The organism is Amycolatopsis sp. NPDC104819 (genome assembly GCF_055583145.1).
In genome coordinates this window covers 410144-422393 of sequence record NZ_JBVJON010000007.1, presented here as the reverse complement: position 1 = coordinate 422393, position 12250 = coordinate 410144, and the positions used below count along the sequence as shown (strand labels likewise).

14 protein-coding genes and 1 pseudogene are annotated in these 12250 nt (G+C 70.5%); 6 read left to right on the top strand and 9 right to left on the bottom strand.

What is annotated here, in order from left to right:
• Positions 1-112 precede the first annotated feature (112 nt).
• Positions 113-778, top strand: a complete 666-nt coding sequence (locus ACZ63E_RS24360) for a hypothetical protein (RefSeq protein WP_465338407.1) — start codon at positions 113-115, stop codon at positions 776-778.
• Between the two features lie 65 nt (positions 779-843).
• Here ACZ63E_RS24360 and ACZ63E_RS24355 read toward each other — a convergent pair whose 3' ends face one another.
• The 3 genes from ACZ63E_RS24355 to ACZ63E_RS24345 form a co-directional block, all read right to left on the bottom strand.
• On the bottom strand, positions 844-1050 hold the full coding sequence (locus ACZ63E_RS24355; protein WP_465338406.1) for a DUF397 domain-containing protein: 207 nt from the start codon (positions 1048-1050) through the stop codon (positions 844-846).
• Between the two features lie 138 nt (positions 1051-1188).
• A complete protein-coding gene (locus ACZ63E_RS24350) occupies positions 1189-1389 on the bottom strand; it encodes a DUF397 domain-containing protein (RefSeq protein WP_465338586.1) in 201 nt (66 codons plus the stop codon).
• Between the two features lie 8 nt (positions 1390-1397).
• Entirely contained in the window at positions 1398-2282 is an 885-nt protein-coding gene (locus ACZ63E_RS24345) for a Scr1 family TA system antitoxin-like transcriptional regulator (protein WP_465338405.1), read from the bottom strand.
• Between the two features lie 290 nt (positions 2283-2572).
• On the opposite strand from ACZ63E_RS24345, the gene ACZ63E_RS24340 reads away from it, so the two are divergent.
• The 3 genes from ACZ63E_RS24340 to ACZ63E_RS24330 all read left to right on the top strand — a co-directional run bounded on the left by ACZ63E_RS24340 (position 2573) and on the right by ACZ63E_RS24330 (position 4624).
• Positions 2573-3202 carry a hypothetical protein gene (locus tag ACZ63E_RS24340; RefSeq protein WP_465338404.1) on the top strand — a complete coding sequence of 210 codons (630 nt, stop codon included), beginning with the start codon at positions 2573-2575 and terminating at the stop codon, positions 3200-3202.
• Positions 3203-3310: 108 nt separating this feature from the next.
• Positions 3311-3961 (top strand): glycoside hydrolase family 11 protein, encoded by a 651-nt coding sequence (locus ACZ63E_RS24335; RefSeq protein ID WP_465338403.1) that lies wholly within the window; start codon positions 3311-3313, stop codon positions 3959-3961.
• 3 nt (positions 3962-3964) lie between these two features.
• Positions 3965-4624: a polysaccharide deacetylase family protein gene (locus ACZ63E_RS24330; RefSeq protein ID WP_465338402.1), complete on the top strand. Its 660-nt coding sequence runs from the start codon at positions 3965-3967 to the stop codon at positions 4622-4624.
• A 167-nt stretch (positions 4625-4791) separates the two neighbouring features.
• Here the strand turns inward: ACZ63E_RS24330 and ACZ63E_RS24325 are convergent, their stop codons facing one another.
• From ACZ63E_RS24325 to ACZ63E_RS24310, 4 genes and pseudogenes are all read right to left on the bottom strand, one after another.
• Complete coding sequence (locus ACZ63E_RS24325; protein WP_465338401.1) at positions 4792-5460, bottom strand: hypothetical protein; 669 nt, start codon at positions 5458-5460, stop codon at positions 4792-4794.
• 13 nt (positions 5461-5473) lie between these two features.
• Positions 5474-6072, bottom strand: a pseudogene (locus tag ACZ63E_RS24320) (sigma factor-like helix-turn-helix DNA-binding protein); the annotation flags it as partial.
• 34 nt (positions 6073-6106) lie between these two features.
• Positions 6107-7051 (bottom strand): LLM class flavin-dependent oxidoreductase, encoded by a 945-nt coding sequence (locus ACZ63E_RS24315; protein WP_465338400.1) that lies wholly within the window; start codon positions 7049-7051, stop codon positions 6107-6109.
• Between the two features lie 6 nt (positions 7052-7057).
• Positions 7058-7822: a carbon-nitrogen hydrolase family protein gene (locus ACZ63E_RS24310; protein WP_465338399.1), complete on the bottom strand. Its 765-nt coding sequence runs from the start codon at positions 7820-7822 to the stop codon at positions 7058-7060.
• A 95-nt stretch (positions 7823-7917) separates the two neighbouring features.
• On the opposite strand from ACZ63E_RS24310, the gene ACZ63E_RS24305 reads away from it, so the two are divergent.
• Entirely contained in the window at positions 7918-9078 is a 1161-nt protein-coding gene (locus tag ACZ63E_RS24305; protein ID WP_465338398.1) for a sensor histidine kinase, read from the top strand.
• Positions 9071-9766, top strand: a complete 696-nt coding sequence (locus ACZ63E_RS24300) for a response regulator (RefSeq protein ID WP_465311544.1) — start codon at positions 9071-9073, stop codon at positions 9764-9766. The genes ACZ63E_RS24305 and ACZ63E_RS24300 overlap by 8 nt, the downstream gene beginning before the upstream one ends.
• Positions 9767-9794: 28 nt before the next feature.
• Here ACZ63E_RS24300 and ACZ63E_RS24295 read toward each other — a convergent pair whose 3' ends face one another.
• On the bottom strand, positions 9795-10703 hold the full coding sequence (locus tag ACZ63E_RS24295; RefSeq protein WP_465338397.1) for an ACP S-malonyltransferase: 909 nt from the start codon (positions 10701-10703) through the stop codon (positions 9795-9797).
• Positions 10700-12112, bottom strand: coding sequence for a class I adenylate-forming enzyme family protein (locus ACZ63E_RS24290; RefSeq protein WP_465338396.1), 1413 nt, complete (start codon positions 12110-12112; stop codon positions 10700-10702). The genes ACZ63E_RS24295 and ACZ63E_RS24290 overlap by 4 nt, the downstream gene beginning before the upstream one ends.
• Positions 12113-12250 lie beyond the last annotated feature (138 nt).

The window sequence follows — 12250 nt, the reverse complement described above, 5'->3', positions numbered from 1 at the left end:
TTCGGCGCAGGTCAAGCGGCTGTCAAGAATTTGTCCAGCAACCGGCAACCGAAGTGTCAACCAGCCGCGGTCACGATCGTCCCGGAGGACCGGCCCGGCGGGAGGTGGCCCGATGCGGATGTGGCGATGGCTGCGGGGTTCGCCGCCCCCGGCGACGGAGCCGGTGGCGGATCCCGTGCACCACACCATCTTCGCGCTCGTGATCGACGGCTTTTCGGCCCCGGACCGGACGAACGTGCAGCGGCTGGCGTTGCGGGCGGGGCTGTACCGGCTGGCGGAACAGGCGTTGACCGCCTGCGGCGTGGAGTGGGAAGGCTGCCACCGCACGGACCTCGGCGACGGCGTCCTCGTCCTGGTCCCGGCGGGGTATCCGAAGGCGGTGTTCAGCGAGCTGGTCCCGGCCGAGCTCACGGCGGGGCTGAGCGAGCACAATTCCGGGCTCCGGCGCGGCGAGCGAATCCGGTTGCTGGCGGCGTTGCACGCGGGAGAGGTGAGTTACGACGACCACGGCACGACGGGGGCGGCGATCGTGCACACGTTCCGGCTGCTGCAGTCTCGGGTTCTGCGGGACGCGTTTGCCGGTGCGGTGGGGGATCTGGTGGTCATCGCGTCGGCTTGGTTTTACGACGAGATCATCCGGCACAGTCCGGTGAGCCGGCCGGACAGGTTCCGGCCGGTGTTGGTGCAGGAGAAGGAAACCGCGGCCCGGGGCTGGATCCGGCTGCTGGGGCCGGGCGATGCCGGCGACCGGCCGTGGGCGGATGAAAACGCAGTTTAGTGATGAGGGCGATCTGCGCCGACGCCCTCATCACCCTCTACTTCTTCGCCTCAGCGATCACCGTGTCACGTTACGGCGACTACGAAAGACGACCATGCGCTCGGCGGGAACTCGATGACCCTTGCCCCGGTCTCACTGTCCTTGCTGTCGCGCACATAAACCGCGTCAGATGTCAGTTTTGCTTCGACACAACTCGCGCTTGCGTTGGAGTAGCTGCTCTTGAACCATCCGCCGTTTCCGGGCGAATCGCTGTGTCGATTTTTTGCGTCCAATGGTCTTACCTATCGTTGATGAGTCCTTCCGGTTACCTCGCTTTTGGCGAGTGGGGTTTCGGGTGCCGGGGGCCAGGGGTTCACGCGGGGGATGGAGGGTCCCGGCCGCCTCCATCTCCGCGCCTCATCTGGTTGACGTCAGGCTTCCTCCGGTGTCACGACCCGCAAGAACGTTGTCCACGCGGTCGGGGGGAACTCGATGAAGGGCGAGTCGGGACGGCGGTCTTTGCTGTCCCGCACGAAGGCGGAGCCGGGTGCGAACCGGGCCTCCACGCAGCTTCCGCCGGCGTTAGAATAGCTGCTCGTGAACCAGCTGCTGTGGCTCGCCGCGGACGTCATCTTGATGGTCAATCGAGTTCCTTGGTGTGATGCTGGATCATCTTCAGTGATCGGCTCTTGTCGAGGGCTCGCCGATAGGCGTCCTCGTAGGTGGTGGTCAGATTTCTCACTTGTGTCGAATCGTCGATGATCCCCCAGGTGGTGACGGTTTCCTGCCAGGCCAGTGTGGGCAGCTGCGGGTTGTCGAAGTCGATGAGGACGACCGTCGCGCCGCCGAAGAGCCCGCATGCGGTCGCGGTGAACGGGATGACACGAATGTCGAGTGTCTCCGGGTGCTGCTCGATCAACGTGGCGAGGTGCACGAGCTGGTTTCGGAGCACCTGCCGGCCGCCGATCTGCTGGCGGAGCGCCGCTTCACTGATGACCGCGGTGAACTTGAACGGGTCGCTCTTGTCGGTGAGCCGCCGTTGCCGGCGCAGCCGGGCCTCCACCCGCTGGTCGACTTCGACGGGCCGCATGGTCACGTCGGGCAGCATGATGCCCCGGATGTAGTCGGCGGTCTGCAGTAGTCCCGGGATGAGCAGGTTCTCGTAGTCCCTGATGCTCCGCGCGCCTTGTTCCAGTCCGTAGAGCCGCTGGATCTCGTTGTCGAAGAGCGCTGAATACCGCGTCCACCAGCCGCGTTCCTTGGCGGCCGCGCGCAAGGCGAGGAGCTCCTGCTTCTCCTCGGCGTCGAACTCGAACAGTTCGATGATCCGCGCGAGACTCTCCGGTGAAAGGATCTTGCGCTCGTTCTCGACCGCGGACCAGTAGTTGCGGGAGAAGCCCAGCGTGTCGGTGATGGTCTTGACTTCGACGCCCAGCTGGTCTCGCCGCCGCTTCAGGCGCAGAGCGAGTTCCCATGAGGCAACGACCGGCGACGACGGCGCTGACAACGTCGGCTCCTTCTGCACGCGCAGACGCAGCTGCGAGGGGGCGTACTTGGTTACGGTAACCGAACGGTGCGACCAGTGCGGTAGTGGTGTTGTGTTCGGTTGCCTAACCTGAGGATAGACATCAGCACGCCGCGACACGCCCGAAGACGCGCGCCCGATCGGCTGATGCGCCGTCGTTGCCGAAGGGAACGATGATGTCCGATCCCGAGACGACCAGGCCGCCCGCGTCGCGGCCCGGCGGGCGGACGCACAGCCGGCCACGGCCCGGACACGCCCCCGGGGCCATCGGGATCGCCCCCGTTCGCGGGGTGGGCGCGGTCGATTGGCGCGGCAGTCTCGGGCTCAACACCGCGCACTGCACTCTCGTGGTCGTCGACGTCGAAGGCTTCGGGCGGTACAGCCGGACCAACCCGAACAAGGTCCGTGTCCGGCGGGGTGTCTACAAGTCGATCGAACGCGCCTTTGCCGCCGCCGGCATTCCGTGGGCCGGGTGCCGGCATGCCGACCTGGGGGACGGCGTGCTCGTGCTCGCTCCCGCGGAGATCTCCAAGACGCTGTTCGGTGACCGGCTCCTCGGCGCCCTCGCCGAGGAGCTCGTCGCCCACAATGCCGCGCATCCCGTTCAGGAACGCATCCGGCTCCGGCTCGCCTTGCACGCCGGTGAGGTGAGCTACGACGAGCACGGTGTCACCGGGTCGTCGATCCTGCACGCGCAACGGCTGCTCGACGCGCCCGTGCTCAAGCAGGCGCTCGCGGGGACCGCGGCCGTGCTCGCGGTGATCGTGTCGGACTGGTTCTTCGACGAAGTCGTCCGGCACGCCGAGGCCAGCCGTCCGGGTGTCTACCGGCCCCTCGACGTCGGGGGCGGGGACCGGCCGGCGACCGCGTGGATGCGGCTGGTCAAGGCGACGGTCGCCCGGCGGCGGTACCGGGCCTGATCATCGGGAAACCCTTCCGTACTCCCGAAACTTTCCGAAAGTTATTGCCCACCCCACTCCCGCGATCGCATGCTTTCGCCATTCCCGCAGCCTCGACGAGGAGGAAGCATGCTCACCAGGAACCGGTTCAAGGTGTGCGCCGCCCTGGCGCTGGCCGCCGCCTTGGTGCCCGGGGTTGCCCGGGCCGATACCGTCGTCACCACCAACCAGACCGGGAACAACAACGGTTACTACTACTCGTTCTGGACCGATGGTGGTGGCTCCACCGCCATGACGCTCGGCTCCGGTGGCAACTACCGGATGAACTGGAGCAACACCGGGAACTTCGTCGCCGGCAAGGGATGGAGCAACGGGAGCCGGCGGAACGTCAACTACTCCGGCAGTTTCAACCCCTCCGGCAACGGCTATCTCGCGCTCTACGGCTGGACGTCCAACCCGCTCGTCGAGTACTACGTCGTCGACAACTGGGGCACCTACCGGCCCACCGGCACCTACAAGGGCACCGTCACCAGTGACGGCGGCACCTACGACGTCTACCAGACGACGCGCTACAACGCGCCGTCCGTCGAGGGGACCCGGACCTTCAACCAGTACTGGTCCGTGCGGCAGCAGAAGAAGACCGGCGGCACCATCACCACCGGCAACCACTTCGACGCCTGGGCGCGCTACGGCATGCGGCTGGGGAACTTCTCCTACTACATGATCCTCGCGACCGAGGGCTACCAGAGCAGCGGCAACTCGAACCTGACGGTGGGCTGACCCGTGCGGCCATGGATCACGGCGCTGGTCACCGCCCTCGTCGTCACAGGGAGCGTCATGGGCGCCGAAGCGCACGCCGCGGCTTGCACCGGCTACGTCGGTCTCACCTTCGACGACGGACCGTCCACTGCTAACACACCCGCGTTGCTCAACGCATTGCGCCAGAACGGGTTGCGGGCGACCATGTTCAACGAGGGCCAGTACGCCGCCGCGTACCCGGCTCAGGTGCGGGCGCAGGTGAGCGCCGGGATGTGGGTCGGCAACCACAGTTACACCCACCCGCACCTCACCCAGCAGAGCCAGTCCCAAATGGACTCCGAGATCTCCCGGACGCAGCAGGCGATCGCGGCCGCGGGCGGCGGCACACCCAAGCTGTTCCGCCCGCCCTACGGGGAAACCAACGGGACACTGCAGGCAGTGGAAGCCAAGTACGGCCTCCGCCAGATCATCTGGGACGTCGATTCGCAGGACTGGAACGGCGCGAGCGTGGACGCCATCGTCCAGGCCAACGCCCGGCTCACCAACGGCCAGGTCATCCTGATGCACGAGTGGCCCGCCAACACCCGGGCGGCCATCCCGCGGATCGCGCAGGTCCTGGCGAGCCGCGGGCTGTGCGCGGGCATGATCTCGCCGCAGACCGGGCGGGCGGTCGCCCCGGGGTGAGCGCAGGGTTCCGGCAAAGTCGGGGCGGACGTGACCGGCGGGCCGCTGCGATGTCGTGAATGACTCATTCACCTCGTCAGAGGTCATGAATGAGTCATTCATGACGACTTTGCCGGAACCCTGCGGGGTGAGCGGGGCCGGGGCGGGGCCGGCCGCCGCGCCGCAGCTCAGTTCACGTACCACTCCACGCGGACGGCGTCCGGCGCCAGGGTGGTCAGCCGGGCGCACACCTCGTGGCTGACCACGAGCCCGTTCGTCCGGCAGATTTCGGTGCGCTCCGGGTCGGCCGGCGGGGTGAAGTTCACGGCCGCGAGGTGCTCGCGCATGACGTCCGGGGCGCGCTCGCCGGTCGCCGTCAGGACCCGCCAGCAGCCGCCGGAACCGCAGCTGTAGTCCTCCTGGATCCGCAGCTGCGCGGGCGCGGGCAGGACGCCTTCGTCCCCGGCCGCCGCCTCCAGGCCGACAACCCAGGCGGCACCCGTCAGGAAGACCCCGGCGCCTACCAGGAGCGCCAGCCGGGCGCCGCCGCGCCGCGCGCCGATCGCGCAGACCACCGCCGCCAGGATCGGGTGGAGCCAGAAGATCTCGCGTCCGGCCGGCCACCGCCCGGCGAGGTTCAGCGCGCGCGGCACCACGAACCACGCCAGCAGCGCGAGCAGGACCAGCCCGACGACGATGCCCGTCCGCCGCGACGGCGCGAGCCCGCACCACACCAGGATCGGCACCACGCCGAACATGCCGCCGACGACGCTCGGCGAGAACGCCGCCACGGCCACCGCCGCCACCACGAGAGCTGCGCCCCACCAGTGGGTCTTCACTCTTTCGGGGGTCAGCACGCGGTCATTCTGCTCAGGTCAGGCCGAGCGCCGCGATGCGGGCCGGGTCGGCCACGATGGTGATCTCCACGATGCGGCCGCCGCGGACCGTCGGGCCGAACACCGCCACCGGCTGCCCGGCCTGGCCGTTGACGACCACGGGTCACCGTCCGCGCGCCGCGGACCAGCTTCGACGCCGTGCCCGCGTCCGCGCGCAGCACCACGTCCGGGTCGAGCACGGCGACCAGCGCCTCGAAGTCGCCGGCCTGCGACGCCGCCAGGAACGCCTCGACGACCTCGCGTTGCGCCGAGAGGTCGCCGGGCGGCCCCGCGCACCCGGCGGCGGGCCCGGCTGGCCAGCTGAGTGATGGCCGACGGCGTTCGCCCGGCGATTGCCGCGATCTCCCCGAACGGCACGCCGAACATGTCGTGCAGGACGAACGCCAGCCGCTCGGCCGTGACGTCCGGGTCCGGCACGTGCGTCTCGAGGGGCTCCTCGCGGCGCGTGCGGCGGGAGCGCAGCACGTCCAGGCAGATCCGGCCGGTCACAGTGGTCAGCCAGCCGCCCAGGTTCGCCACCGCGGTGGGGTCGGTGCGGGCGAGCCGCAGCCAGGTCTCCTGGACGGCGTCGTCCACGGTTCCTCTCCTCCGTCACCAGCCTGACGAATCAGGCGGTCCCGATGTGACGCGCGAGGAGCTCGTACGACCGCCGCCGGTCGAGGTGGCCGTGCACCGGGGTGGTCACCATCAGCTCGTCGGCGCTCGTCTCGGCGACGACGGCCCGCAGCTGGTCCAGCACCGTCGACGGCGAGCCCGTGAAGAGCCGGTCGGCGAGGTCGGCGGGCTCGTGGGCCGCGGCTTCCTCGGGACTCGGCAACAGGATGCGTTCACCGCGAAGCCGCCGAAGGACCTTCACCCGGGTCGGCCGGGCGAGCCGTTCGGCGCGAGCGTCGGTCTCGGCCGCGATCACGGACACGCTGACCAGCGTCACCGGCGCCGGAATGCGAACCGGCCGGAACGCCGAGCGGTACGTCTCCGTCGCCTCGGCCGCGTCGTCCGGGTTGAGGTGGTGGGCGTAGGCGTAGGCCAGCCCGAGCTGCCCGGCGAGCCGCGCGCTGGCCGCGGACGTTCCCAGCAACCAGACGTCCGGGGCGTTTCCGGCCGCCGGGACCGCCGGGCCCGGCCGGTCGAAGTACCCGAGCAGCTCCTCGACCTGCTCGCGGAAGCCCGGGGTGGCGCGGCCGCCGCGGACGAGGTCCACCGCGGCCGGGGGACCGCCGGGCGCCCGGCCGAGGCCGAGGTCGATCCGGCCGGGGTGGAACGCCGTCAGCGTGCCGAACTGCTCCGCCACCACGATCGGCGGGTGGTTCGGCAGCAGCACGCCGCCCGCGCCGGCCCGGATGCGGTGCGTCGCGGCCGCGAGCCGGCCGGCGACGACGGCGGGCGCGCAGCTCGCCACCCCGCGCATCCCGTGGTGCTCCGGCACCCAGTAGCGGTGGTACCCCAGCTCGTCGGCCAGCACGGCGAGGTCGACGGTGTTCGTGAGGGCCTCGCGGGCGCTCGAGCCGGCCACGATCGGCGAAGTGTCCAGAACGGACAGCCGGACGTCCACAGTGGACTATCCGGCGAACAGGTCCGGCCGGCGGTCGGCCAGGTAGGGGCTGAGCTCGCGGGCCTTCGGGATCTCGGAGAGGTCGATTTCGGCGATCCGCAGCTCGCCGTCACCGCTGAGCACGCGCCCGTCCGGGCCGACGACCCGGCTCAGCCCGCAGTAGGTGAGGCCCTGCCCGCGTCCGGTCCAGTTGGCGTAGGCGATGAACAGCTGGTTTTCGAACGCGCGGGCCGGCACGAGCCCGGTCGCGACGAACTCGCACGGCTCCATCAGCGCGGTCGGCACGAGCAGCAGCTGCGTCCCGGCCAGCGCGTGCGCGCGCACCGCTTCGGGGAATTCGACGTCGTAGCAGATCAGCACGCCCAGCATGAGGCCCTCGAACTCGGCCTGGACCACACCGTCGTCACCGGGGTCGAACGCGGCGCGCTCGACCGGGCCGTAGAGGTGGCTCTTGCGGTAGCTCAGCAGGGTCTCACCGGCGCGCCCCACGAGCCGGGCGGTGTTGTACACGCGGTCACCGTCGGCTTCGGGCCAGCCGTGCACGATCGCGATCCCGGTTTCGGCGGCGATCGCGGAGACCGCCGCGCAGTACGGCCCGCCGAGCGGTTCGGCGAGGGAACGCAGGCGCCGCGCGTCGGTCAGGTACCCGGTGCCGGACAGTTCGGGCGTGACGAGCACCGCCGCACCGGCTGCCGCGGCCCGCTCGGCGGCGGCGCGCAGCCGGGAAGGTGAGACGCCGTCCTGCACGGCCTCCCAGCAGGCGATCTTCACCGCCCAAGGGTAAGCGCGGCGCCGAAAAACCGGCAACCCCTACTCTGCCCCACCACGGGGGGCCCGGCGGCCGGTGATGCGGCAGACTGCTGGTCATGGACAAGGTGCTCCGCGGCCTCAGGCTCCCCGAGAACGTGGCGCCGGGCTGGCTGGTGGTGCAGCTGCTGGGATCCGTCGTGATCCTGGCGACGCTGCTGACCACCGGGGAGACCCAGTCGTTCGTGTGGGCGGCCTACGGCGCGGCCGCCGCGTGCTGGGTGGGGTTCGTGCTCGCCCACGACCGGCTGCCGCGGACGGCCGCGGTGCTGCTCGCCGCGGGAGCCACCGTCGTGGCGCCGGTGATCAGCCTGGCTTCGGACACCTCCGCGCTGGTCATCGGCGTGGTGATGCTCGGCCGGTTCGCCGCGCTGACCACCCTGCGCGTCCGGGTGATCGTCGCGACCGGGTGCGCCGACATCGCGTTGTGCGTGCTGGGCGGCCTGCTCGCCGACGTCGGGGCCGGCGAGACGCTCGGCAACCCGCTCGGCCTGGTGATCATCCTGCTGTTCGGGCTCAACCGCCGGCAGTACCGGCTCCACCTGGCCCAGACCCGGGCGCTGCTGGAGCAGACGACCCGCGCTCAGGCCGAGCAGGCGCGCGCCGCGGCGCTGGACGAGCGCACCCGGATCGCCCGCGAAATCCACGACGTGCTGGCGAATTCCCTTGGCGCGCTTGTCGTGCAGCTCGAGCTCGCCGAGGCGCTGATGGAGAAGAACGAGGACGGCCAGGCGCTGGAACGGATCCTGGTCTCGCGGCGGCTGGCCGTGGACGGTCTCGCCGAGGCGCGCAACGCCGTCGCCGCGCTGCGCGCCGACGTCCCGCCGCTCGACCGGGCGCTGGCGGATCTGGCGCAGCGGCACAGCAAGATGAACGCGGCCGAAGTGTCCTTTCGCACCGAAGGCGACCTCCGGGCGCCCGCTTTCGCGGTGGTAGCCTGCCTCGTGGCGACGGCCCGGGAAGCGCTGACGAACGCCGCGAAACACGCGCCCGGCGCGCCGGTGACCGTCGTGCTGGGGTGCGAACCGGGGTCGATCCGCCTCACCGTCCGCAACCCGCTGTCCGGCGAACCGCGTGCGGGGAAGGGTTTCGGCGTGACCGGGATGCGGGAACGGCTCGCCCAGGTGGGCGGCCGGCTCAGCGCCGGGGCCGAACCGGGGGCGTGGCAGGTGGTCGCGGAAGTTCCGGAACCCGCGCACAACGGAGGGGATCATGGGTGAGCCGCAGACGATCAAGGTGATCGTGGTCGACGACCAGCAGGTCGTGCGGGAAGGCCTGGTCGCGCTGATGAGCCTGCTCGACGACGTCGAGGTGGTCGGCTCGGCGGCGAACGGCGCGGAGGCGCTCGACCTGGTCGGCCGGCTCGAGCGGCTCGACGTCGTGCTGATGGACCTGAACATGCCGGTGCTGAGCGGGGTCGAGGCGACCAAGCGCATCACCCAGGAGCACCCGGACGTCGCCGTGGTGGTGCTGACGACCTATTCGGACGACGAGTCGATCGCCGGCGCGCTCGCCGCGGGCGCGCGCGGGTACCTGACGAAGGAAGCCGGCCGCGGGGAGATCGGGTCCGCGCTGCGGTCCGTCGTCGCGGGCCAGCTGACGTTCGGCGCGGACGTCTCGCGCCAGGTGGTCAGCGCGCTGTTCGACTCCGGCGGCCAGGGCGCGCCGAAAGCCGTGCCGCACAAGGAAGGCCTGCCCGACGGGCTCACCGCGCGCGAGGCCGAAGTGCTCGGCCTGATCGCCGCGGGGCTGAGCAACGGGAAGATCGCCGCCGAGCTGTTCATCGGCGAGGCGACGGTGAAAACGCACATCAACAACGCGTTTGCGAAGATCGGCGTCCGCAACCGCGTCGAGGCGGTGCGGTACGCCGTGCAGCACGGGCTGGAGCGGGAACCCCGGGCGCGGTGACGTCGGGGGAGCCACCGCGACCGGGTGCTCAGCCGGCGGGAACGGCTTCCCGGCGGGGCTTCAGCGCCAGCTTCGGGTTGTGCGCCACGACCTTGAACGCCTTGGTGAGGGGCACCCGGCTGAAGAGGTTATCGGTGCCGCAGAAGTGCAGCTCGGTGACGTCGAGCCGGTGCAGCGACGCGGTGACCGACGGCCAGTCGATCGGCCGGTCGAAGGTGTCCAGCAGCATCGTGCGCACCTCGGCGGCCGTGCGGACGACGGCGCCGTCCTGGTCGGTCACCAGCGGGATCTCCGGGTCGCGCAGCGGGCAGCCGTCGAACGCGGCCGCGGCGGCCCGGCGGCGCAGCTCGCCGAACGCGGGCGCGTGCACCGGGGGCCGCATCGTGTACAGCGAATAACCGCCCACCGTGCCGATCCGGCGGATGAACTCGTCGAGCTCGCCTTCGCGCAGCGAGACCATGTGGAAACCGTCGTCGACGACTCCCGAGATCTCGTGCCACGACAGCTCGCCGAGCACCGTCCGCCAGCCCGCGTCGGGAACGCGCATCACGGTGTGCGTGACGACGTCTTGGTGCTGGGAAGCGAAATACTCCGCCTCGCAGTCCGCCTGGATCGCGGTCAGGCGCACCGCGTCGGCGAAGGACAGTGCGCCGGAGTGGACCGCGGCGGCCTTCTGCCCGAAGCTCACACCGGTGACGACGTCGGGCCGGAAGGCGAGCGAGTCCGCGAGGGCGACGCAGCTGACCAGGAACGCCAGCTGTGCCGCGGGGGAGTAGTCGTCGTCCGCTTCGGCGTAGGCGTCCAAAATGGAGTATCCGACGACCTCGTCGGCCTCCGCGACCCGGCGGCGGGCGTCGGCGTTGATCACGAGGAACTTGGTCAGCTCCGCGAACTTGCCCGGCGCCATGCCGGGGAAGACGAGTGCGGTGCCGCTCATGCCCCCGCACCGGCCTCGGCGAGCTCTTCCATCCGCTTCTTGTCCGGCTTCCCGTTGCGGTTGACCGGGAACTGGTCGACGACGACCACGCGGTTCGGCTGCTCGTAGGCGGGCAGCACCTCGGCGATCCGGTCGCGCCAGTAACCGCTTTCGCGCTGGTCCGGGTCGGCGACGAAGAACACGAGCTGGGCGCCCTTGCGCTCGTCGGGCAGCGAGATGATGCGGGTGCTGCAGCCGTGCGCGGCGACCTTCCGCTCGATGATCTCGGGGTGCAGCGTGTACCCCATGCGGTGCACGGCGGCCTTGCGGCCCGCGATGAACAGGTTCCCGTGCTCGTCGAGGTGCCCGAAGTCGCCGGTGGGGTACCAGCCCTGCTCGACCGGGGTGATCGTCCCGTCCGCGCCGAGCAGCGACGTCAGCATGTCCGGGCAGTCGATGACCACCTCGCCGATCTCCCCGGCGGCGACCTCGCGGCCGTCGTCGTCGACGACCTTCACGCCGATGCCGGCCATCACCTGGCCGGTGCCGACCGGGTTGTCCAGCGTCGCGAAGGCGAGGTTGCCCAGCTCGGTGCTGCCGTAGCTGTCCAGCAGGGTCATCCCGAACTCGGCCTCGTACTCGGCGACGACGGGGGAGTCCAGCGGCGCGGCGCCGCTGCAGAACATCCGGACCTTCGCCAGCGCGGCCCGGGCCTCGGGGCGCTTGCGCACGATGTTCAGCATGCTCTGGTAGGTGGTCGGGGCGGCGTCCACGACGGTCGCGCCGCACTGGCCCGCCATCCGCAGCGCGCGGTCGAGCCGGCGGTAGGGGGCGATCACCAGCGAACAGCGCGTCAGCCACGCGATCATCACCATCGAGATGCCGTACTGGTGCGAAAACGGCAGCAGCGGCAGCAGGACGTCGTCCGGCCGGTGCCCGACCTGGTCGGCGTTGCGCTGCATGTTCTTGAGGAACCGGGCGCCGTTCTTGACGATGCCCTTCGGCGAGCCGGTGGAGCCGGACGACCACATGATGATGCTGTCCGGTAGCTCGCACCAGCGCTCGAAGGACAGCCGTTCGCCGGGCTGCGCCGGCACGGCGTCGGCGAGGAGTTCGTAGAGGTAAACGGGGTTCTGCCCGTCCGGCAGCGGGGCGTCGTCGTCCACGATGGACAGCCGGACGTCCGCGCGGTCGAGGATCTCCTGGGTCTGCTGCGGTTTCTCCTGCGGATCGACCAGCACGATCGACGCGCCGAGGTGCATCAGCGCGAACAGCGTGGTGACGTACCCGGCGGAGTTGCCGGCCTTGAGCAGCACGCGGTGCCCGGGCAGCAGTCCCCGCGCGCCCAGCGCGTCGGCCACGCCCAGTGCGCGCAGCTCGAACTCGTCGAGGGTCTGCACCGAGTCCGCGGCAAAGAGTTTCGCCGGCATCGGCCCGTCCTTTCGGTGGAATGGGAAGGCGCCAAGATGGTCCGAATATAGGAATGGCCGGTCGGCGGCGGCCACCCCTAACCCCGGATAGGGGTGGGCGGAGGGCCTCATCAGCAGGTCCAGCCCCTCATCGGACCG